18 protein-coding genes and 1 pseudogene are annotated in these 22,443 nt (G+C 45.9%); 7 read left to right on the forward strand and 12 right to left on the reverse strand.

Going from position 1 to position 22,443, the window contains the following annotated elements:
* Window positions 1-96 precede the first annotated feature (96 nt).
* Window positions 97-1,440: an MFS transporter gene (locus PTQ21_RS28560; RefSeq protein WP_274567991.1), complete on the forward strand. Its 1,344-nt coding sequence runs from the start codon at window positions 97-99 to the stop codon at window positions 1,438-1,440.
* A 118-nt stretch (window positions 1,441-1,558) separates the two neighbouring features.
* Here PTQ21_RS28560 and PTQ21_RS28565 read toward each other — a convergent pair whose 3' ends face one another.
* Complete coding sequence (locus PTQ21_RS28565) at window positions 1,559-2,023, reverse strand: SMI1/KNR4 family protein (RefSeq protein ID WP_274567992.1); 465 nt, start codon at window positions 2,021-2,023, stop codon at window positions 1,559-1,561.
* Window positions 2,024-2,055: 32 nt separating this feature from the next.
* On the reverse strand, window positions 2,056-2,712 hold the full coding sequence (locus PTQ21_RS28570; RefSeq protein WP_274567993.1) for a DUF2625 family protein: 657 nt from the start codon (window positions 2,710-2,712) through the stop codon (window positions 2,056-2,058).
* A gap of 131 nt (window positions 2,713-2,843) precedes the next feature.
* Between PTQ21_RS28570 and PTQ21_RS28575 the strand changes: the two genes are divergently transcribed.
* Window positions 2,844-4,334 (forward strand): right-handed parallel beta-helix repeat-containing protein, encoded by a 1,491-nt coding sequence (locus PTQ21_RS28575; protein ID WP_274567995.1) that lies wholly within the window; start codon window positions 2,844-2,846, stop codon window positions 4,332-4,334.
* Between the two features lie 127 nt (window positions 4,335-4,461).
* Here PTQ21_RS28575 and PTQ21_RS28580 read toward each other — a convergent pair whose 3' ends face one another.
* From PTQ21_RS28580 to PTQ21_RS31540, 3 genes and pseudogenes are all read right to left on the reverse strand, one after another.
* Window positions 4,462-5,445 (reverse strand): sensor domain-containing diguanylate cyclase, encoded by a 984-nt coding sequence (locus PTQ21_RS28580; protein WP_274567997.1) that lies wholly within the window; start codon window positions 5,443-5,445, stop codon window positions 4,462-4,464.
* Between the two features lie 29 nt (window positions 5,446-5,474).
* A complete protein-coding gene (locus tag PTQ21_RS28585) occupies window positions 5,475-6,281 on the reverse strand; it encodes an alpha/beta fold hydrolase (protein WP_072734598.1) in 807 nt (268 codons plus the stop codon).
* A gap of 187 nt (window positions 6,282-6,468) precedes the next feature.
* Window positions 6,469-7,942, reverse strand: a pseudogene (locus PTQ21_RS31540) (DUF1593 domain-containing protein); the annotation flags it as partial.
* A 534-nt stretch (window positions 7,943-8,476) separates the two neighbouring features.
* Here PTQ21_RS31540 and PTQ21_RS28600 point away from each other — a divergent pair.
* The 3 genes from PTQ21_RS28600 to PTQ21_RS28610 are packed head-to-tail and all read left to right on the forward strand — an operon-like array spanning window position 8,477 to window position 10,439.
* Window positions 8,477-9,127, forward strand: a complete 651-nt coding sequence (locus PTQ21_RS28600) for a hypothetical protein (protein ID WP_274568002.1) — start codon at window positions 8,477-8,479, stop codon at window positions 9,125-9,127.
* A gap of 34 nt (window positions 9,128-9,161) precedes the next feature.
* A complete protein-coding gene (locus PTQ21_RS28605; RefSeq protein WP_274568003.1) occupies window positions 9,162-9,719 on the forward strand; it encodes a DUF1697 domain-containing protein in 558 nt (185 codons plus the stop codon).
* Between the two features lie 60 nt (window positions 9,720-9,779).
* Window positions 9,780-10,439: an Imm50 family immunity protein gene (locus PTQ21_RS28610; RefSeq protein ID WP_274568005.1), complete on the forward strand. Its 660-nt coding sequence runs from the start codon at window positions 9,780-9,782 to the stop codon at window positions 10,437-10,439.
* A gap of 2 nt (window positions 10,440-10,441) precedes the next feature.
* Here PTQ21_RS28610 and PTQ21_RS28615 read toward each other — a convergent pair whose 3' ends face one another.
* A complete protein-coding gene (locus PTQ21_RS28615) occupies window positions 10,442-11,629 on the reverse strand; it encodes an MFS transporter (RefSeq protein WP_274568006.1) in 1,188 nt (395 codons plus the stop codon).
* A gap of 110 nt (window positions 11,630-11,739) precedes the next feature.
* Window positions 11,740-12,696 (reverse strand): helix-turn-helix transcriptional regulator, encoded by a 957-nt coding sequence (locus PTQ21_RS28620; protein ID WP_274568007.1) that lies wholly within the window; start codon window positions 12,694-12,696, stop codon window positions 11,740-11,742.
* Between the two features lie 740 nt (window positions 12,697-13,436).
* Between PTQ21_RS28620 and PTQ21_RS28625 the strand changes: the two genes are divergently transcribed.
* Entirely contained in the window at window positions 13,437-13,997 is a 561-nt protein-coding gene (locus tag PTQ21_RS28625; protein ID WP_274568009.1) for a hypothetical protein, read from the forward strand.
* A 107-nt stretch (window positions 13,998-14,104) separates the two neighbouring features.
* Here the strand turns inward: PTQ21_RS28625 and PTQ21_RS28630 are convergent, their stop codons facing one another.
* Both PTQ21_RS28630 and PTQ21_RS28635 read right to left on the reverse strand, forming a co-directional pair.
* Window positions 14,105-15,739 carry a carboxylesterase/lipase family protein gene (locus PTQ21_RS28630; RefSeq protein ID WP_274568011.1) on the reverse strand — a complete coding sequence of 545 codons (1,635 nt, stop codon included), beginning with the start codon at window positions 15,737-15,739 and terminating at the stop codon, window positions 14,105-14,107.
* A gap of 170 nt (window positions 15,740-15,909) precedes the next feature.
* Entirely contained in the window at window positions 15,910-17,166 is a 1,257-nt protein-coding gene (locus tag PTQ21_RS28635; RefSeq protein WP_063565396.1) for an amidohydrolase, read from the reverse strand.
* A 359-nt stretch (window positions 17,167-17,525) separates the two neighbouring features.
* Here PTQ21_RS28635 and PTQ21_RS28640 point away from each other — a divergent pair, with 359 nt between their 5' ends.
* Entirely contained in the window at window positions 17,526-17,894 is a 369-nt protein-coding gene (locus tag PTQ21_RS28640; protein ID WP_274568013.1) for a VOC family protein, read from the forward strand.
* A 129-nt stretch (window positions 17,895-18,023) separates the two neighbouring features.
* Here the strand turns inward: PTQ21_RS28640 and PTQ21_RS28645 are convergent, their stop codons facing one another.
* From PTQ21_RS28645 to PTQ21_RS28655, 3 genes are all read right to left on the reverse strand, one after another.
* Window positions 18,024-19,247, reverse strand: a complete 1,224-nt coding sequence (locus PTQ21_RS28645) for a GNAT family N-acetyltransferase (RefSeq protein WP_274568014.1) — start codon at window positions 19,245-19,247, stop codon at window positions 18,024-18,026.
* 256 nt (window positions 19,248-19,503) lie between these two features.
* A complete protein-coding gene (locus tag PTQ21_RS28650) occupies window positions 19,504-20,985 on the reverse strand; it encodes a methyl-accepting chemotaxis protein (protein ID WP_090809744.1) in 1,482 nt (493 codons plus the stop codon).
* A 310-nt stretch (window positions 20,986-21,295) separates the two neighbouring features.
* A complete protein-coding gene (locus tag PTQ21_RS28655) occupies window positions 21,296-22,348 on the reverse strand; it encodes a pectate lyase family protein (RefSeq protein ID WP_090809742.1) in 1,053 nt (350 codons plus the stop codon).
* Window positions 22,349-22,443 lie beyond the last annotated feature (95 nt).

Below are 22,443 nucleotides of genomic sequence, written 5' to 3' on the forward strand. Positions count from 1 at the left end.
TTTGTTTAACCACCCAATGAATTCCTATGACATTATTGCCATATACATAGATTGAGCGTAAAATGGTTTATTGAATTCATAGACAGGAATGGTTACGTGAAAGATAAAATTGTAATGCCTCTCTGGACTTGCTGCCTATTCATCGTTGTGATGAATACCACCATGTTTAACGTCTCTTTACCCGTTATTATTCATGATCTTCAGATTACATCAGACCTGGGGTCCTGGGTCATTTCAAGCTACTCCATTGGTTATGCCTTGTCGACGGTGATTTACAGTCGATTGTCTGACCGTATTCCGGTACGCAAATTGTTGACGGTGGGATTGCTTATTCTGGGCTTATCTTCATTGCTGGGATTATTTGCGCACAGCTTTGCGATCCTTTTGCTGACACGTATTTTGCAATCTGCGGGTGCAGGAGTCATGGCCGGGCTTGGACTTGTCATCGCGAGCCGTTATATCCCAGTGGAACGACGCGGAGCTGCCATCGCACTGATCTCATCAGGAAGTGCCATGGCGTTTGGGCTTGGTCCCATTGTCGGCGGACTCATTAGTGAGTACTGGGGCTGGAATGGACTTTTCGCCATTACGGTGCTTGTCCTGCTTGCACTGCCCGTACTGCTCTATTTTCTCCCGCGTGAAACGGCCAAACCGGAGAATCCTTTTGATATGATCGGTGCTGCATTAACCGTGATTAATGCAACCACCCTTCTGGTTGCCATTACTCAGCAGTCTTGGTTATGGCTGGCCATCGGTGTCATTTCACTTGTTGTGCACATCGTGTATATTCGCAGGGCGAGCCTTCCTTTTGTGAATCCACATGTATTCCGAACACCCGGGTTTACCCGGCTACTGATCATCGGCTTCTGTGTTCTGGTCGTAAATCTGGGGAATCTATTCCTGATGCCGCTAGTGCTCGCTGATCTGTTTGGACGCTCGTCACTGGCTATTGGTCTGCTGATTGCTCCTGGAGCCATCGTCTCGGCATTCTGTACCCGTTTTGTAGGTCGCTGGATCGATCGTTATGGCAATATACGTTTTCTGATGATCGGACACATTTTGCTTGCCGCAGTGCTTGCTCTGTTTATGCTGGGACTGAATCAGTCTGCCCTGATCATCACCGGAGGATATCTCTTCTTCTCCCCGGCACTCTCCGCCTCCATAGCTTCACTGAATAACGAAGCGTCTCGGGTGCTGCCCAAAGCGCAAATCGGTTCCGGTATGGGCTTGCTGCAGTTGATCCAGTTTTTTGGCGGTTCGGTATCCGTAGCTGTCTGCGGGCTTATGCTGCACGGCATTCCGGGTGTTCCGGTAGAGGAAGCCTATCATTATGTATATGGATGTCTGCTCTTGGTCTGTCTGGCCTCGCTTGTCATCGTGGTCTGGCACAACAGTGCTGCACGATCAACTTCTACGGTTACGATGACTGAGACTGGATAGGTTGCAAACTAGGATGTATTCTATATCATTCAATCAAAACATTCATGTATTCGATTGAGTAAAAGGCCCGCGCATAGCGCGAGCCTTTTGTTGTTCATCCCGTTGTTCAAACGACGAATCACTCAACTGGATCACTCGGTCTGGTTTTTAAACAAGCTATGAATGCATTGAAATTGGCAGCGATCTCTCGTACATTTCCCTCCAGCAGTTTCTGGGCTTCCTCCGGCGTCTCTGATTCACTCTCGGCATCTTCGCGCACCATCGCCTCTTCATGATCCATAACCAGTACGGCAGGAAATTCTGAATTCGTTCGGTAATCCAATAAATAGTTATTGCCGCTGCTGACACTCCAAGCAAACGGAATAATACGACGTGGATCGGGATTCACATCGTCTACCAGATTGATGTTATTCGCAACGAACCGATCATCGAGAGCAGAGAAACAAATTTCCCAATCGATGACCTCTCCATTTTCAATCATATCAAATGTTTGACCATCGGTCTCCCGTTGAAACTCCAGATATTCGTGCGGAAACACAATGTCGTAATGCTTCTGAATGTTATTGATATTCAAGTTATTCATACACTCCCTCCCTACAGCCCTGTCATAGCACATCATTTCCCAGCCAATGCTGCCTTCCAGGCTTCCTCCACCGCTACAGGAGCTTTGCTGCTGCTCTCGCCGCCGCCCTCCTCCGTCCAAAGCGGTGGATAATAAGCAAATACTTGTCCTGTCTGAAGCTGTCCCATGTCGTTCTGCCAGCCCCTCCAACGAAAGGTCTGATAGTACTGCTCCAGATCACCGTTGGACAACCAGTTGATGAAGCCCGAATAAGCCAGTTCTGTCGATTCCCATTCCAGCGTGTCAGGTGCAAAATAGTATACATGTCCCGTACGGCCATACTTACCCATATCCATTCCAAAAAATCCACCCGCCGCATCGTAGGCGACGACCATCATGCCTTCCAGTGCTGGCACACACGGCTTGTCTCCCTCACCATTCCAACTGGTCAGACTCCCAAAGATGTGGTCACCACCCGATCCAAGTAACGTAATCCAGCCATCATCCAGCAGGATGCCCGCTGTCTCATAGGCAACGGCTCCCAAATAGGATTTGGTGCTTACTTGGAGGCGATAGAGCGCATCCTCTGCGGCCTCCAGCTGTGCAGGAACATAGGTGTACTTATTTTGTCCATGGTCCAATAGCTCCTTGAGTTCCTCCCAAGCGTGATGTTCCCGATCCACTAATTCGTTTGCAGATAGTTTATGCATGATCATTTCTCCCTTCCAGCTGCTGCTATTCCTCCACACATGCTTGTTTTGTATGAGCATATCACGCCCTAATTCACCATTCAAATCTGCTATAATAAAACTTCATAGCTAATTCATGAGGAGGAATCATCTTGTATCGTATAGCTACAATTGCACTCCTGGCCCTGATCCTGTTCGCAACCGGTTGTCAGAAGGATGAGGCTTCATCCGTCCCTTCTCCCGAGGCTGTGCAGGTACCGGATACCCAGAAGATGTTTTACATATCACCACAAGGAAACGATTCGAACAAAGGAACCATTCAATCTCCCTGGAAAACGTTGCAGCACGCTGCCGACCATGCTACACCGGGAAGCACCGTTTATTTGCGAGAAGGTGTCTATCACCAAAAGGTCAAAATTACTCAAAGCGGTAATTCCTCGGGTAATCCAACCCTATTCTCCAGCTATCCACAGGAAAAGGCCATCATTGATGGTGAAGGTCTGTCGGTACGCGGCATAGAGGGTTTGATTGAAGTCGAAAATGCCAGTTATATTACGATTCAAAATCTCGAAATTCGCAACTTTACAACCTCACTTCGGGGACAAGTGCCTACTGGAATATATGTTCACGGGTCAGGAGAGCACATTCAACTCCTGGGCAACACCGTTCATTCCATTGCCAATGATGCTAAACCTTCAGGACCCAATTTACAGGGCAGGGACGCCCATGGAATCGCGATTTATGGTACGGAGCATCCCCAAGCATTACGGGATATTATCATCAAGGATAATGAACTGTATGATCTCGTGCTAGGTTCAAGTGAGTCACTCGCAGTCAACGGGAATGTGGATACGTTTGCCCTACTCGACAATACGATCCATGATACCGACAACATCGGCATTGATCTGATTGGGTATGAAGGAACTTCCGAGGACGACACTTACGATCAGGCGCGAAACGGGATTGTACGGGGAAACGAAGTCTATAATATTTCTTCCAATCTTAATCCGTCTTATGGAACGAACCTCCCCAATGATAGCAATTCTGCCGGGGGAATCTATGTAGATGGAGGCAAAAATCATATCATCGACCACAATCGGGTATATCGTAACGATATCGGAATCGAGATTGCTTCGGAGCATGCCGGGCGTTCCACCAGCCACATTACGTTGCAGGATAATCTGATTTTTCATAACAGGCTTACCGGCATCGCCATGGGCGGATATGATGAGGAACGCGGTTCTACTGAGGACAGTACGATTATGTACAATACGTTAGTGGATAACGACCTACTCGATGCAGGCAATGGGCAGTTATTCTTGCAAGCCCGAACGAAGAACAATACGTTCAAACGAAACATTCTCGTATCGAGCAGCTCTGACGTGCTCATTTACAATGAATACACCAGTAATTCGGGGAATGTGTTTGATCACAATGTGTACTACTCCTCTGCACCACAAGAAGATGCGCTGTGGGTATGGAAAAACACGGAGTATTCCGGCTTCACCTCCTACATGAAGGGATCAGGAAATGAGGCACAATCATTGTATGTAAACCCCGAATTTATGGATGAGGCCAACGAAGACTTCACTCTCCAAGCTGGTTCTTTCGCCGAAGGATACGGCTACCTTGCACCGCGATAATGATTATGGAAGAAGAACAACCAATTCAAGTCAGCTGTCCCGTTTCAAACAAAATAAAAGAGCTTGCGCATAGGGGCACTTCCCTTATGATGCAGGCTCCTTAATGTTTTCCTGTTTAACCCAGCCCTTAATTTCTTACAAGCTCGGCTGCATGGGTCACCCGATTTCGCCCACCCGTTTTGGAGGCATAGAGCGCTTTGTCCGCTTTTTGAAACAAAGACTGATCTGTATCTTCCTGCGAAACCGTAGCTGCGCCAATACTCACTGTAATGTTATACTCGCCCCAATCGGCGGAATCTACCTGTGAACGATATCTCTCCGCTGTAGCCACAGCTTGCTCTCGATCACAATTCGCAAGAATAATGACAAATTCCTCTCCGCCATAACGCGCCACCACATCCGTGCTCCGTGACACCGATTGCAGCAGGCCTGCCAGATTGCCCAGCACCAGATCTCCAATCGGATGTCCATACGTATCGTTGATGTTCTTGAAATGATCAATATCAACGACCAGAAGGGAGAAAACACACTGAGTTTCCCGGAAGAGTGCCAGGCTTTCCACCATTTTATCCTGAAAAAACCTGCGGTTCTTGAGTCCGGTGAGCAGATCCGTCGAAGCCATCGTCTCCAACTGATCATTCACTTTGATTAACGCCTGCTGCTTCACCTTATATTCTTCGTGCAGTCGTTCAAGTTCCTTGTTCGCATCATTTGTGGCTTGATACAGTTCCTGAAGTTTCGTCTTGGTGTTCATTATATCCTTCTCATGTTCAATTCGCTTACGCATCACCACAACCACACAATCTACTACGCTTTCCCCATCGCGAGTTTGGCGAATCCCGTTAAGCAAAACTGGGACATCCTGCTGATCACTGGTGCGAAACGTAAAGTACATCTCGTCCACATGTCCATATAACTGGATGTAGGGATAGAAATACGTATGAAAAAACAGCTTGTTGGTCACCGACATAGTGGACTCAATATGCCGTCCCAATAGCTCATTGCGTTCATACCCCAGCATGGTCAGCAGGGTTTGATTAATCGTTTTTATGATGCCCGAGTCAGAAATGGAGAAGTATCCACAGGGTGCCATATCTAATTGTATATCCATGGATTAACTGCCTTTCCTCTCATTTTACTTTACACGCTCTGCAAATACTCTTTAATGAAGCGGCTTGTCTCTTCAGGCTGACTTAAATGTGGATAATGCCCCTTCGCCGTCATCTGTTGAAGTCTACTGTTCTTCAGATGCGCATGCAAGTAATCCCCCACTTCAACGGGAGCGATGCTGTCATCCGAGCATTGAAGAATGAGCGTAGGTACCGAGGCACGCTCCAATTCATTCCGACAATCCGAGAAAAACGTCACCTCCGCAAATTGTCTGGCAATATGCGGATCTCTCGAACAGAAGCTTTTTTCCAACTCTTCCGTCAGCTCTTTCCGTTCCGGATTCTGCATAACAATCGGAGCGAGATAGCTGGCCCAACCAATAAAGTTCATCTGCATCATTTCCAGCAGCTCATCAATGTCACGCCGATCAAATCCGCCATAGTAACCCGGAAGATCGTTTACATAACGCGGGGAAGGCCCCAGCATGACGATTTGCTTGAAATATTTAGGTTCATGAATGGAAGCAAGCATGCCAATCATACTGCTGACCGAGTGTCCAACAAATATGACATCTCTCAAGTCGAGCGCTTCCATAATCTCCAACACATCCTGGGCATATCCTTGAAGATCACTGTATTTGTTTGAATCATAATAGTTAATTTGAGATTCACCTGAGCCTACATAATCGAATAAAACAACTCGGTAGTGCTCCGTAAAACTCGGAACAATATAGCGCCACATATCCTGATCGCACCCAAATCCATGTGCAAAAATAATCGTTTGGCTGCCTTTTCCCAACACTTTCACATTGTTACGCACGAGGACGTCAATCGTCATCCAAATCACCTCTCTGAGGTAGTATCCTTTTGCTTTGACCTATCTGGTTATTATATCGGAAATTGTTGGGTTATGGATAAGAAATATTAATTTTCATTACTTTGGATACATAAAGAACAATCCACTTTGTATGCCAAAAGGCCCTCTCATCACGAAAGGGCTCTTTGTACTCATTTTTTATTTTTGGCTATTTTACAGTGAGAATCACACGTTGATAATGCTTCAACTGATGCTCCCCATCATCCTGTACTTCGGCTACGATATGAATGGTATCGCCCGATTTGGCATCGTCAGGTACGTTGAACGATACAGCATCGGTGTCACTGCCCTCCAATTGAATCGTATCCAACTTCTCGCCCTTCGCCAGTTCACGATGTAATCCAAGTTGCAGATCACCCGCCATCTCAGGCTGAACTTTCTCCTCCTGGACGTTGGAATCTTTGTACGTATCTGCTTCAAAATATCTCCACCATTTGTAGGTTAATTCATCCCCATCCAGGTCTTGTCCTTCGGCATGAAGGGTTACTTTCTCACCCGGACTGACGGACAGATCCAGTCCTTCCTTAATCGTTAATGACGGATTATGGTTGGCTGCTTCAAAGGTATCTGCTACGGCCCAATCGGCACGAGCCGCAAAATCATTCTGAATATCGTCAAACCATCTCATCAAAGAGTATTCAGCCTCATATCGTTTGGTATACGGATCGTAATCAAGAACGTTATTCCTGAACAGCTTGTCATTTACCACACCGAAGCGTCCGCCCCAACCACCGTAGGAAGGGTCTTCCATACTGCGCAGCCCATTGTCAATTAGATAGAAGAAGGATGGAGAATCACCCTCGGATATAAAATCGTATTTGTCATATTGCGGATTCTTCTTCAGATATTCAGCACTACCGCGCTGTTCTTCTTCCAGCTCGCCTTCAATCATTTTGCCGTCACCCATAGATGCATACATATCCAACAACTTGCCATGACCATCCAGAATGTTTTTGACCATCCAATCCCCATGCAGCTTGCTGTTGACTTCCTCTGTATGGAATTTCCACGCATAGGCAAAATGCCAGAAGTTCGATTGGTCGTTCAGAATACGAATGTCAGGCCAATTTTTTTGCAATATAGTCGTTATAGCTGTCATCCTGATCGAGGATGATGTATAGCACCAGTTTATCACTGACTTTTTTGCGAATCGTCTCCCACTCAGCTGTGTCCTTGTACTGTTCTTCAATCGATTTCAGTGCTCTGGCTGTTGTATTCGTACCGCCCCAGGTCTGCACAATCAGATCTCTGGAATCATCGTCGAGGAAAAGCGTTTGGAGAAATTGGGAACCTTCCGTTTCTTTCTCCATCTCCCCTTTGTCGGAGATATTACCGATTTTGGTCATCTTGCGAAGCTGTTCCGGCTCCGGATATCCCTCTGCATGTTTGGACAAGTTGGGATAAATTTCGCCATAGGCATCAATCATATCGTAAACCCACTGTGTACCTGTCCAGCGGAAAGGTTTGATTCCTGCTTCCTCGTCGCCCGCATAATGATAGACTGAACTGGTCAGCACAATGCCTGCCAGATCCATTTCATTGGAATATAACAGAAAACGAATCACCGAATTCATATCATCCACTTCACCATCGGTTGTAATGACCGTTCTAGCTTTGGTTGCTGAATGATCTGCCGTTTCTGTAGATTCATTTTGTTCCTGTTCTGCCGTCTTATTCGGCGTTTCAGTAACCGTTTGCGGTGTTTTGGATGCGCACCCACTGACAATCAGAATCATACTGAGGCAACCAGCCACCAAAACGTTTAACCATTTTCTTGTATTCATATTCGTGATGCTCCCCTTTCTTGTGTTCCACGCGATGTGTTTTTGGGAATGTCTGCGATGTTGGTCTACTACTTAATATGGTCCGTAAAATGCAAAAAAACCCAAACATCAATATGAGCTGGACAGAGTCCACGCATATCGACATTCAGGTTTTGCCTGCCAAAGCAGTAACAATCCTCATTTGAGAAAAAGTATAACATGTTCGCAGTTTAATGTAAACGTATTCAATATTAACTATATAAATTGAACTAAAGAATATTTATATAACCAGAGGGTGTAAGCTTTTTCCATTTTGATATATGCTTATGCTTATGACTATGAATGAATGTAACTGTTTGAAAATAATTCTAACACCAGGAGGGTTCAGACACCTTGGAACAGCTGAATGCTGCCCTAATCCGTTTTGTGGAGCAGCAAGATTTATATAATAAAGCTTATGGACTTTTCAAAAATCATGATCTGCGTCCTCGTGAACAACAACACCAGCTGCAAGTGGACGAACGAATCCCGCTCTCTCCAGAGCTCCAATATCTGTACAGCCACTACGAGATGATGGATGAACAGGCCAAGGGCACACTCAAAATGAAAAATGCAGCCGTCGAGATTGGTGATGCAGCTCTAATCTCCTTTGTTGCACCTGAACATCTCCATCGTCAGCAACTCGGTCACCGCTGGATCGGAATGAACGAACCTTATGAGGAGTCAGCCTCTTGGCAAAAAAATCATGTCGTCATTGCGAATTTTAACGATGATCCGATAATTGTAGATACAGCAGCACCGAACTCTCCTGTATATGCGGCCTTTGCAGGAGAAGAACCTCAGCTTATTGCCAATTCATTAACAGACTTTTTCAATGCACTGGCCATCCTGATTGAAGCTGCACGGGCCTATGCTGGAGAATTGAAGGACGAAGAAACTTATGAAACCAAACCCGAATATCTGGAGCATGTCGAACCTATATTGAATGATTTACTGGGAGAAGAGCATACTGCACATTTATTCGAGTATTTGTCATTTTGTTGAAATTAAAGGATCACAAGATACGGAGGGTTGAATCATGATTTATGTTGCTTTGCTTCGGGGCATTAATGTGGGCGGGAATAATAAAATCAATATGAAGCAGTTAAAAGAAACGTTTGAACAAGCGGGCTTGCTGGACGTGGTGACGTATATCAACTCAGGCAATATTATCTTTGCCGATCATCAGGAACGCGTGGATGCGAATACGGAATTATCCCAGATTCTTGAACAATCCATAGCTGTCGATTTTGGCTTACAGATCAAGGTGATGGTACGTAATTTGGATGAAGTTCGAACTGTTATTCAGGGACTACCGGAGGACTGGACGAATGATGCCACGGCCAAAAGTGATGTCATGTTCCTCTGGGATGAAGTGAATGATGTTTCAGTTTTGGACAAACTGCCCATCAAACCGGAAATCGGCACATTGCTATATGTTCCCGGAGCCATTTTATATTCCGTCAATAAAGAACTTGTCACCAAAAGTGGTATGAACAAGCTCATAGGCTCCAAGATCTACAAATATATGACGGTCCGGAACGTGAACACGACCCGCCAGATTTACAAGCTGATGCAGGCTGCGGCTGAGAGATGATCAAGGCCAAGTGAAGTGTCTTGCCAGTTTTCAAAGCTTATGCATATCGGAGGGGATTGCATGAATCAGGAGCGGACATGGAACGTTAGTATAAAATCTGTGAAGCGGGAGGAATTTTATTTTGCCCCGAATACGGCTTGGCAGGTGAAGGTACCAGCTTACCGAGTACACTTCAATTCAGATTGCGAATTAAGGCTGCATGCTCAAGATCAGATTTTGATAAAGGTTGGTGAGGTTGGAACAGCAGGCTGGGCCGCATTTATTGGAACGGCAATCAAATGCGGACCTGATTCGATCCTGCTGTACACAAGCCCCCAGTATGATACACGATTGATGGAAGCCTGGCAGTTTGAAATGATCTTCTCACCACTCAATTCCATAGAAGGTGCCCAGAACGTGATCGATACGTTGGGGTTCTTCCCACCTTTTCACTACGATGAACTAACCAATGTGAAGCTGCAAAACGCGGATCAAGGCGATAAGTTTGAAAATCTGTCCCTGACGATTACGCATACTTCCACAGACGGGTTGGAACAGCCCCTCGACTTTAATTTTGAAGACGTCCAGTTTAAGAACATCTCTCCCGCCGAGGAAAGCAATGTCTGCTTGCAGCTCAGCTTCGCTTACGAGGGTGAACAGATTGGCGTGCAACTGGACGCGATAGCCGGATTCGCAGCGACATTTCTATGCCGCAAAGTTGTGGTTCAGTTAGGTCTTTAACCTTACCCGGCTACGGAATGGGTTTGATTTTTCCTCACTCCCAGCATGACTGCACCCATGACGAGAACCAATAGGGCTACCAGCATGAACGGAATATGTTTATCCACCTGATACAACGTTGTTGTCAGTAAAGGGGTGATCACGGCAGATATGCCTTGAATCGCTGCAACCAATCCGGCTGCGCCGCCCTGTTGTTCTTTGCTGACCGAAAGAGAAGCCCCGGCCATAAAACCAGGCATCATCAGACCCGAGCCCATGCCGAACAGGAAGAATGAGAGATAATAGACAACCAATTGACTAGAGATCAGAAACAATACCATGCTTGCGAGCAGAAAAAGGGACCCGAGCAAAATCATCGGCCGTGGCTGCCATTTCAACCACTTCATCTGGATCACCTGCATGATCAGCATCGCAGCCCCGGAGAACATCAGTCCAAACGAGACCATTCGGGCTGTAGCCCCTGGAGATAATGCGAGTTGGTCCTGGAAATAAAATCCACCGATAACCTGTACCGTCATAATGCCAATCATCGTAACCAATCCGGCAGCAAGATACATACGCAAACCGCGTTGGAGCGGGTTGACCTTGGGCGCTTTCTCCTGAATGACCGGCTTGGCAGCAGGAATGAGCAACAAAGCAATGATAAAAGCCGCTATCGCAATAAAAATACCAAAGTAAAGCGGCCACAGGAGACCGATAATGGTAAAAGCGCCTGCAATCGCAGGGCCAAATACAAGTCCCAGCCCATTGGCGGCACTAATAATCGCCATCCCGCTTCCCCGCTCTTCTCCTTCCGTCACATCTCCCATATATGCCTGTGAAGAGGATAGCACTGCCGGAATGAACATACCAATCAAGCTCCGCGTTACAATCAGAAGGGTTAACAAAAGTCCCCCTCCGATCCACGCATTTAATCCACTATACATCGCCAATGCAAACAACGCACAGCTTATGGACATGCCTATGAATCCAATCAATATGATTGGTTTTCTGCCTTTCAGATCACTGAATCTGCCCCATACCGGACCCATCACAGCCATGGCGATGGACCCGAGTGAAATAATTAGCCCGGAATGACTTTCTTTCATCCCCAGCTCACGAATAAGTGGCGGCATAATGGGAGCAATAAGCATAAGACCCAACATGGCTGCAAATACGCTAAAAAAGATACTTCCTCTGATTCTGTTCACGCTCATACACTCCTTTATTTTTCAGTACAGTATCCACTGTACCTGGAGTATACAAGGCTGAGAGAATCTCGACTGCCTCCATACGGAACAATTAACGGTTAGACGGATTATTAATATATTTTTTTCATTTCCGATGGCTTCACGCCGAATTTGCGATAGAATTGCTGGGAAAATGCACTGATGTTACTGTAACCAACCGCTATCGCTGCCTCAGTAACGTTGTTCTCTTGACTGCGCAGCAATTTCATGGCGTTGTCGAGACGAATCTGGCGCAAATATTCAAATACGGTAGTACCGAACAGCGCCTTAAAGCCTTTTTTCAATTTAAAATCATTCAGACCCACCTGTTTGGACAACGCCAGCAGGGATGGAGGGTCCACCATACTTGCCTCCATAATCTCCCGGGCGGTATGCAGCTTCCGTATATCCTCTCTGGAAAATCCCGAAGGAATAGGCGCCAGATCAAACAGCTGAATCATAAACCGATTCAATATCTCCAATGCGGTCGCTTCCATCATTAAGGAAGATCTATAGGGGTTGTTCAATTCCCCAATCAGACTTTCAATCATCGTTCGAATTCTGTGATCCAGCTGAAATATGATGGGTTTGAACACACAATGTCCCAAAATGTCCTGAAAACGAATGGACTGGCTCGTTGCCAATTGTGCGCCAGCATAATTGAACAACGAGATCGGAATTCCGATGGCAAAAGAAGTATAGTTCTCCTGCGCAGGCGGATGGAACCAGGCTTCAAAATCACGCATCATAATGAGTGCTCCCTGTCCAGTGGGCAGCGTATATTGCTGACCGGATATGTCTACAAAGCGCGCACCTGACAAGGCGAATTGCAGCTCAATGATGGGAATATTCGATGCAAAGAACGTAGAGCATGGTTCACTATAATTAATCTGAGAATACACAATTTCGATACCACTATACGTGGTTACTCTTTTTATATTGCCACTGCCCGCTTTAGCAGAGAGCAGGTACGTGTTTTCATCTTGCTGAGTGAATGGTTCCTGCGTTAAATAATGTTGGTATACAACGGCTAACGAATCGAAACCCATGTGTTCTCACCTCGTCTATAACTTGATCTTAACTCCAGAAAGAGATTTGTTTATTGAGAATAATTCTCAATAATTCTACCTCAATTTTTTATTTTAGACCAGCCCCATGACGAGATCACTACACTTCATACGAAAAAAATCCAGAAAACGCTTAGTCTTGAGATCTGATGCCTTTCTATTCCGAATCACCCAAACAATCGAAATGACACTCTGCACACCTTAAATCTCCCTTCTGGACACCCCCCAACTTTCATGTGTCTATGTATATCTCTGCCAAAATCCGTGCCGAATTAATCACCATAAACGGAGCACTTGAAATGGTTCATATCGGTATTCCTGTGAATCCCATTCCCGTCCTGATTGATATCCGTTAACTGCGGAACTGCTTCCTTCCTCTCAAGTGAGAATGCAGGCTGTAATTGGTTCGGACTTCATTGTTGACGGTGCATGGGCTGGTTCTGACCCACTAATCCCCACTTAATTTTCAACCTTTTTTAATCCCTAATCGCGGAAGAGTGAAGGGGTCATTGTTTTTTAGCTAAAATAAATATGTAAATGCCTCTCTACTTTTTAAGATCTGAGGGGCACTTACTATTACACTTCATTTTAATATTACTTAAATCAGTCATCATTGATTAATCTACCATAATATCTATTTATATTACTCATTTGACTTATTAAACCAATTTATATATATTAGAACAATAGTTTTACAATAATATATTTTAGGAGGGAATTTTTTGAAAAAGACAAGATTCACATTTAAATTTGCACTTATTGCCGTTTTAGTTTTCTGTTTTAGTACAAATGTATTCGCTTTGGAATCTACTGTAACTGATTCTGAAGAGCCTTACAAAGTTATCCTTACGGATAAAGAAGCTGATGAGCTATTTAGTAACTTAGTTGTGCTTGAAAGCAACCAAACTACTAATTCAAATCATTCTTCTGATGGAATTTCGGCATTAGCTGGACCACTTGCAGTATGGCAATTTGAATCTTTAGACAAGAACGGGCTTTATAATACTGGTCAAAATATTACAGTTTCTGAAGATGGGAATTACGACATCACAGTAGTTCAGTGGGCAGATAGTTTACAACTTGTTCGTAGCCCAACAGTATCTTACATTTTTGCCGATCCGAATAATGGTAAAATAATTAAAGAAGGTTATGTTTTCGGAAATTACACTGATACCAATACTAAAACTAAGGTTTCTGTACCTAAAGGTACATATAGAATACTTGTATACAATCATAGTGGCTATAGCGTTTCTGGAAACGGCTATATCTACAGAGGTATTTAAAGCCAACTTATTAATGTAAAAGCTTTTAAATTTATAACTTAGGCGGACAGGAGAATGATTCTCCTGTCCGCTTTGTTGTACTTCCATTCTAATCTGTTCTGTCCAATCTATTCCCAGAAAAAACGTCCGGCAAATACCTTCTCCGTCAGCAACTTGTATGTCTCCTCTGGCAATTCTTTTTTCATCTTCGCCATCACGGCATCCTTGCCTTCATTATATTGCTTAGACATGCCGATCTCGGCTGTGGTATCGGTTGCGTCGAGGCGCATGATTGGTGCATTGGCATCTTTGGTCCAATATGTCCATTCGGCCAATTCCAATGATCCACCACGACCCGGGCTGCCTGTGTAGAGGAACTGCTTCAGATAAGCTGCCATCGCGGCAGACAATGCCTCACGGCCTGGTCTGTTCTGTTCACTAAAATAACCTTCAGGGAAAAGAGCGGCAACGCCGTCTGCGTGTCCTGTGTAAAAGTCCATATCCGCGCCATGCGGTGCGCCCAGCAATGTTTGCAGCCTTTCGGAAATGACCCCAGGCTTTGTGCCCCATGCAAAACGATAGGCGTATACAGGTGGCTGTCCCGCTTCACTTGTCAGGCGCTCGGCTACCCGCTCCGCATTGAAGCCTGCATAAGCCTCACTGCCATATTTCAGAGCTGCGGCATACTGTTCGGCCTTGGTTTCATCTGTAAACAGAGTTTCATCATGAAATGAGGGTACAAAGTATGGATCACCGAAAGCAAAGCTGGAAAACTCAGTTTCCAAACTGCCCAGCAGAACAGGAACTTGTGCATAATTACCGCTGTTGATGGCATCGAATCCCTCTTTCGGAATGACTGTACCGTCACGGAACAAATGTGGGAATGGATGCATACGAATCGCCGTTGAACCATATACAGTGACCAGCTTGTCAGCAGGCAACTCACGCAAATAGCTGGCCAGCTGTGCCTGAGACTGCTTGCCGATCCATGTTCCCGCATGTTCAATAGAGGTCACTTTACCCTCTTGCACGAGCAATTTCACAAATGCATCCTCGGATTTTTGTTCGCCTTCCTCCGGTGCAGCCGTGGTCAGACCACCACTGAAAGCAGCTAATTTCTGAAATAGCCCTTTGCTTAGCGGTGAGATTAACGCTGCCAGAACATTACGTGCTCCTGCCGACTGCCCGGCCAACGTAACATTGCCTGTATCTCCGCCAAAGCCCTCGATATTATCCTGTACCCACTGCAGTGCACGGAATGCATCAAGTAAGCCATAGTTGCCCGAATCATCAAGGGGATTTCCGGTTTTCAATGCAGCATTTTGAAAGAATCCAAGAGCTCCCAAACGATAGTTCACCGATATGATAATGCTGTTCGTGTTACGCGCAAGTTGTTCACCTTGAAAATCCTTGCCTGATCCGGTCATATTCCCGCCGCCGTGCAGAAACACCATAACCGGAAGCTTCGAACTGGTTGTATTTGGACGCCAAATATTGAGATACAGTGAGTCTTCACTTCCGGCTATCGTTTCACCGGATAACTGTAAGCTGCACGCAGCAAATTCCTTGGCGGTTCGAGTCCCTGTCCATGCATCCGGTTCACGCGGTGCTTTCCAGCGTAATTCACCTACCGGAGGTGCTGCATAAGGAACACCTAACCAGCCGAGCGTACCGTATTGTTCATAGGTTTTTCCATCAATGGCTCCATATTTCGTCTGCTGCAATGTTTGAGGTTTGAACCCCTGATCTTGTTTATGTTTCATCCAACTCTGCTCCAAGGTTCCACCGCCATTGAGCTGTGCCTGCAAAGCTTATGCAGTCGTTTCAGCCAACTGGCGATTGGTACGTTCGCTCGTGCTCCTGCCTTGAAGCGCGTTCACCTCCTTAACCGATATGTAAGTGAAAGCCTCTCCTTGGTTGTAGTTATATCTTTCTAGAGCGTTCGTGCCAATCTCTCCAGCAGTTCCACCGCAGGAGCTAGCACTGCTTCATCAATATCGAATTCCGGATGGTGATGCGGAGCAGGCAGCTCGCTGCCAATAATCATATACGTTGCTTTCCCACCTTGTTCCTGTACACGCCTAATCATGTAACTGGCATCCTCACTTCCGAGTGAAGCACCATCCGAAATAGCCTCCGCATGGGTAAATCCTGCGATGCCTTCACTTTGCTGTACAGCAAGCTCTGCAAGCTCCATATCACAGTGAATAGGGACTGCACCGCCAATGACTTCAACCGTAGAGCTTAACTCATGCATCGCCGCGCTGTGCTCGATGATCTGACGCACCCGTCGCTCCAGCTCACGATTCGTTTCTTCTGTCGTTGAACGGGTTTCAATCACCATCCGTGCGTGCTCGGGAATAATATTGGCCCCTGTTCCGCCTTCAAGAATACCCACATTAATGCGTGTATCTGCCGTGCTAAACCGAGGCAACGCATGAATATTAAGGAGTGCTGTAGAGGCTCCCAGCAAAGCATTCCGTCCTTCCTCCGGTGTAGCTCCGGCATGAGAAGACACACCTGTAAAATGGGCTTCCAGCTTGGTCGTTGCCAGGAATCCAGCAGACGCCCCTCTGACATGACCGGATGGCACACCTGTACCCAGATGTATGCAGAACAGACGGTCCACCTGTTCCAGCATGCCTTTTTCGACCATGGCATACGCACCACGCACACCTTCTTCAGCAGGCTGGAACAGCAGACGGATCTTCCCGGCGAACTTTCGGTTACTCAAACGTTCTGCAAGTGCAAGCCCAATGGCTGTATGTCCATCGTGCGCGCAAGCGTGCATAATGCCTTCATGACTGGAGCGAAATTTCCCCGCTTGTGGTATATGTTTGTCTGACTTGCTCTCACGGATCGGAAGTGCATCCATATCGAAACGGAACGCCGTTGTTGGCCCTTCCATTTCTCCTTGTAACTCAGCGACAACCGCCGTAAATCCCCCTCGCATCTGCTGCACAATCGCTGAATCTGCCCCTTCATCGATGGCACGCTGATATGCATCTTCCAACACTTCAGGGTTTGGCAGACCTCGCCGCGATGTGTCATCAATCGCATCTTTTCCATAGGCCACATGGTAACCCAGTTCCGTTAACATCTGCACGACTTTGGTAGCCGTACGAAATTCGGTGAATCCCAGCTCGGGATGTTCGTGAAGGTCTCGTCGAAGCGCAATAATATCAATCATGGTCACTCACCTCTCTCATCAAGCTCTCTATTTCATCATACATACACCTTTACACTACGAATTCTATATTATGGGTCGCTAATCCTGTTTCGCGTTACTTCTACACACATGCTTCACGCCCATAATGGGGACCCTTCGTGTCACAGGATGCGATTGATCTGATTCAATAAAAAAGTTGCCCGCTCATTGAACGGCACTCTTAGCCAAACTGCCCAAGAATATTCTTGGGCAGTTTTTCGATTTCACTTTTAAGTGCAACTTCTATAGGCAAAGGTAACGTGGTATGGTAGGCCCACGCACAAGCTTATCGTATAATAAGCATAACGTTGATGAATATGGCGCAAAAAAAGGAGAAGCTCATGATGTTGATTAGACTAAATTGGATCACACTGCGGGTACACGATCTGGAAGCATCGCTCCGCTTCTACCACGATTTGCTCGGGCTGCCGATTCAGCGCAGATTCGAAAGCCGTGGACGGCAGATCGCCATGCTGGGACTGGAAGATGAAACGAAGTTGGAACTGATTGAGGGCAGCGAAACCACACTCAAGCCAGAGGCCGGTGTTTCGATCGGTTATGAGGTAAGTTCACTGGACGAAGCCATGGAGCAGCTCGCAGCATTAGGCATCCCGATTGTACGAGGCCCCGTCCAGCCCAATCCGCATCTGAGGTTTATTTACATTGCCGACCCAGATGGCTTCGAAGTGCAGTTGGCCGAACATGTATGATTAAGGCGCAATTATTTTTGAGGCGAATCTAAATAAGTGTACGTTTCACGATGACTGACCTGTTGTGTGTGGAGCCAAACCTACACGCGCACCCCACATAGGACGGCGTCAGCGCGCTGTTGTGCAAGTTTACAGCTTCATCCGACGCATCAGCGGCACACCTACTCGATTCAAAAGCCGTTCAAGCAGGAGCCAGCACCAGCGTCTGCTCATTGGCAAATGGCGCTCATACACGGCAGAATACTCGAAATCCGACACAGCGCCACGGTTGCGTTTGAACTGCGCAGCACCAGCACTCTCATGCAACAGATGACCGTTCTCACGGGCCTGTCCAATCAGGCAAGCTGATAGCATACGGTACAGTCCGATAGACTGGGGTAGCGCCGTATCGTAACCGAATAACGGCGTTGTCATCACCCCATTCCGACAGAAGTATCCCATAATCGCATCTATACGCCCTTCCTTTCGCAGACCATACAAGGTCAGTGTTCCCGAAGCTTTTGCTGTCGCAATGAACTGTTCACTGAATTGCGGATTATCATAAGAGTATTTTTCGAGGTATAGCAGCCTATACAGCTCCGCAATTCGCGGAATATCTTCCTCCGTCAAATTCGATCCGGAAACGAATTCATATCCGTGCTTGGTCAACAATTCGTAATCCCGCTTCAGCAGCCAGCGCGACTTCGCATTGCCGAAATTCGGATCATTCGCCTGGTACAGATAGATTTGACGGCTCGGAATTAGTTGACAGCCTGCTTGCTTCAGCTCTCCCGTCAGATCGGAGTGAAGCCCTGGGCACAAGGAGCGAAATATGACGGCATGCTCAGGATAACGTTCCTTTACTGCTGCAAGCAGACAAACCGCCTGCTTTCCGGACATGGCTGGATACAGGTTTGTTGATAACAGCCAGTTGTTGATATGTACAACTTTGTTTATTTGTGATTGCCGCATTCCCCACCCCACCACACTGAGTAGGGCGAATAGCCCTTTTTCCAGCAACGGTTTCCGAAGCAGCATCAACTCCTGCTTGGCATACCTCACATAATGCGTATAAGGCGAACAAACGTAAGAATTTTCATACTCTGCATCATTTACCGTCAACGGAAGCACTAGATCGTCAATTCGAGCAATGAGTAAGGTTGTGTTTACATTTATCATGAAGTCCCGTGTCCCTTGCAACATCATGGGTTCCAAATATGCTCTTGCATATCTGCCATCCTCGGTGTTAGGCCAGCCCATATCTTCGAGCGAATTCCGATCATAGAAACGAACGCGACTATCGCGTCTTTCATTCTTCGCTGGATCTGTAAGATCGCGGCTATCCGTCTTTTTTTCCATTACTGCATTCTTCACGTTCTGCTCCCCCAATTACCCAAACTTCCTGCCATCAATTGTTTTTTTACAAATTCCTATTCCTCCCATTATAGTAGGCCTGGATGAGCATCCACAATTGTTTCGTTAAAAACGGGCGGAGAGATAAGCCATCTAAAAACAAAAAAAGCCTGCCCCCACATCATGGTTGGAGACAGGCTCAGTAACTGAACTTCGAATATAAAATTGGTGTAATCAGGTGACTCCGATGCAGTAGGCTAGCTTCAGCCTAAGTATTTTACAGCGTACCCGTTGCAGAACCTACTTCGTTCTTATCGGATACCAACTCGTTCAGGTCCACAATCAGTTGCTCCAGTTCTCCGAAGCTGTCCACCATCTTCTCGGTCAGGTTGCGCTGTTCCTCCATACTGGCAAGAATTTCTTCCGTAGCAGCACTCGATTCCTGAGTCACACTTGAAATTTCTGAAACCTCATTAACCACTTTCGTAGAGGATTCCCTCATGGTGACTGAACTACTCTCGATATCTGCGGCCTGATTCAATACTTGCTGAGAATTGCTGTTGATCGTACGGAAAACTTCTTCTGCCGTTTGCACACTGTCTTTTCCTGCTTCCAAAGCGAGTCGAATACGCCCAAACCGATCCGTCAACGCCTGTGTCTGTCCTCTCAAACGGGACAAAATAGCAGCAATATCACTGGCCGAATGGCCGGAGTGTTCTGCCAGCTTGCGAACTTCCTCCGAAACGACTGCAAACCCACGTCCATGTTCACCTGCACGGGCTGCTTCAATCGCTGCATTGAGCGCAAGCAGATTCGTCTGGTTGGCAATATCCGAGATGCTGTTCAGCATTAGCGACATGGACTCACTTTCCTCGTTAAACTTACTCATATCATCGGCTGTGGTATTAATCGTTTCATACAGCTCCTGCATCTGAACATTCAGTTGATCCATCTGCGCACTGCCTGTTTCCGTGCTCGTTGCCATGCTGGCTGACAGTTCTTTCATCTGAAGTGAGTAGGAAGCAACATCGCGGATATGCTGATCCGACAAGGACAAGGACTCTGAAATTTCAGCCACACTGGTGGCCTGGAATTCAACCCCTTTGGCCACCTCGCTGAATCCAAGCGTTACTTCATGGGTAATGGAGCCGGTGTCGGTTACTTTTTGCTTCAGTTGATCCGTATAACGAGATAGGCCCTCTACAGATTCTTTGACCCTTACAAGCATTGTTTCCACTCTCATTTTGGAATGCTCTACTTCTTGCCAACGCGCTTCGCTATCCCAAAAGAGTCTTTGATTCAACTGGGAAACCAGCATCAGAATGGCTCCCGTAAGCGCAAACAATCCTACATCAACAATATGGCCAATAAATTCCTCGGAGCTCTTTGTCTCCACCAGAACGACCTGAATAATACTGATGATAAACAACACGAAAAATCCGGTAGTGAACAGTTTCTTGTCGGGATAGAGCAACAATACTGAAGTGATGACCAGACTTAAAGTGATGTTAACACTTCCCCAGCCTGCATAGACTCCACAAACCGTAATCAGGAGTGTACAAAGCCACGGGATCACATGAATATACTTCTTTTTGATATTGGCGTACGTTACCCAACCGGTGAATAAAATAGCTACCCCACTCGAAACAAGCAGCTTGGGTTCCAGAAAGGCCATACCAAAACCGATGGCAACAATAACCCACAGGATGATACAGATCAGCTTGTTCCTTTTCCAGATGATTTCGTCATAACGATTCATGAATTTCCCGTCCTTTTTATCAATTAAATACGATGGTGAAACATTTCTGTACTATCTTTTATCAGTCTTTGGTCCTTGCTTATGAATAAATCGCAAAGTCCTAGGGCTTTGTTATAGTACATTAGGTCTTCATAAACATGAAAACACACTTAATGTATATCGGAATTTTATTATAAATTTTTAATATATGAAGGAATATAATATGTACTTATATTTCAGGAATTTTATTTGGTTTTCTCCATAGTAAAAAAATAGTAAAAACCCGCATCAGGGATACGGGCTTTCACATGTTAAGAAGATCAGCTACCTTTTATTTCCCGAACACAAGTGTGTTGTTAGACGAACCTGCATACTTGGTGACAAACTCGCGGGCATAACTGGCTGTCTGTACTTCATAGCTGTAGTTGGAGCTCGGTCTCCAACTCGTTTGAGGAGAGGATGGACTGCTTAACGCAGGTGTGCTGCCTGTATCCGTAAATTCCCCGTTTCCTTTATCATCCAGAATGCCGCCTTTTTCAGCGCCTGCACCGAAATAATTGTTTTCAGAATAAATGCGTGCTTTCTCGCCAATGGTAATCGCCTGGTTAAAGTTGTTCGCGTAATTGTTTTTGATATGGAAATAACCGTATCTCATGAGACCAGGACCACGTACATACAGGTTTTCAAAATAGTTATTAGCCATCGTTACATGAGGTACACCATTATAGCTGCTGTTGCCATCATTCGGGTATCCGAGAATAATTCCGTATTTGTGGTTTGCAAATTTGGAATTGCTGATCGTTATATAATCTGCACGATCCCCAATATACAAGAGCTTGTCCAGATCACTTCCGCTCGAGCTGTAGCTATGGCCGGAGAACGTCACGTGATCGATCCAGTAGTTGGAGCCTGAAGTAATATACATCTGGATATCGTCGTTAGCATTAATATTGGAAGCGTGTTCAAAAGTCAGATTCTGAAAAATGACATTGCTTGAGCTGGACGTCGATCTGAAATGAATGTTCATCAGTGTGTGTTTATCAAAAGAGCCTACCAACGTTTTGTTCGATCCAAATTCGACTTTCTGCAAGGTAGAGGAAGAAATATTTTGTTCAATAACCAGTATTTTAGCTGTTGTGCCTGCCATATGTGTTCGCAGATCGTTCAGATTGCTGATGTAGATGACCTGACCGTTCTTACCACCTGTCGTGGCTGATTTGGATACACCACTCTCATTTTTGGCGTTACCGGCAAAACCCGTTAAACCATTGGTGCCTGTGTTGGGATAACTGGCCGCACCATATGTAGCGGGTGCCGTAGAGACCGTGGAGACTGTCAATAATAACAGTGTTACAGCGAGTAAAAGAATCGAAAATTTCTTCAAAATTTCACCATCCTTTATAATTTTATCCTGCAAGACAAGTTGATTATATCGTGTAACATCAGATGTGACAATACAAAAATTGCAATTTAACCATT

Origin of the sequence: Paenibacillus marchantiae, assembly GCF_028771845.1 — a bacterium.
Taxonomy (GTDB): domain Bacteria; phylum Bacillota; class Bacilli; order Paenibacillales; family Paenibacillaceae; genus Paenibacillus; species Paenibacillus marchantiae.

Bases quoted from the DNA above. Each gene is read 5' to 3' on its own strand.
- PTQ21_RS28565 (WP_274567992.1), bottom strand. From the start codon at position 2,023: ATGAATAACTTGAATATCAATAACATTCAGAAGCATTACGACATTGTG.
- PTQ21_RS28585 (WP_072734598.1), bottom strand. From the start codon at position 6,281: ATGACGATTGACGTCCTCGTGCGTAACAATGTGAAAGTGTTGGGAAAA.
- PTQ21_RS28650 (WP_090809744.1), bottom strand. From the start codon at position 20,985: ATGAATCGTTATGACGAAATCATCTGGAAAAGGAACAAGCTGATCTGT.
- PTQ21_RS28635 (WP_063565396.1), bottom strand. From the start codon at position 17,166: ATGATTGATATTATTGCGCTTCGACGAGACCTTCACGAACATCCCGAG.
- PTQ21_RS28620 (WP_274568007.1), bottom strand. From the start codon at position 12,696: ATGGGTTTCGATTCGTTAGCCGTTGTATACCAACATTATTTAACGCAG.
- PTQ21_RS28605 (WP_274568003.1), top strand. From the start codon at position 9,162: ATGATTTATGTTGCTTTGCTTCGGGGCATTAATGTGGGCGGGAATAAT.
- PTQ21_RS28580 (WP_274567997.1), bottom strand. From the start codon at position 5,445: ATGGATATACAATTAGATATGGCACCCTGTGGATACTTCTCCATTTCT.
- PTQ21_RS28640 (WP_274568013.1), top strand. From the start codon at position 17,526: ATGATGTTGATTAGACTAAATTGGATCACACTGCGGGTACACGATCTG.
- PTQ21_RS28610 (WP_274568005.1), top strand. From the start codon at position 9,780: ATGAATCAGGAGCGGACATGGAACGTTAGTATAAAATCTGTGAAGCGG.
- PTQ21_RS28630 (WP_274568011.1), bottom strand. From the start codon at position 15,739: ATGAAACATAAACAAGATCAGGGGTTCAAACCTCAAACATTGCAGCAG.
- PTQ21_RS28570 (WP_274567993.1), bottom strand. From the start codon at position 2,712: ATGCATAAACTATCTGCAAACGAATTAGTGGATCGGGAACATCACGCT.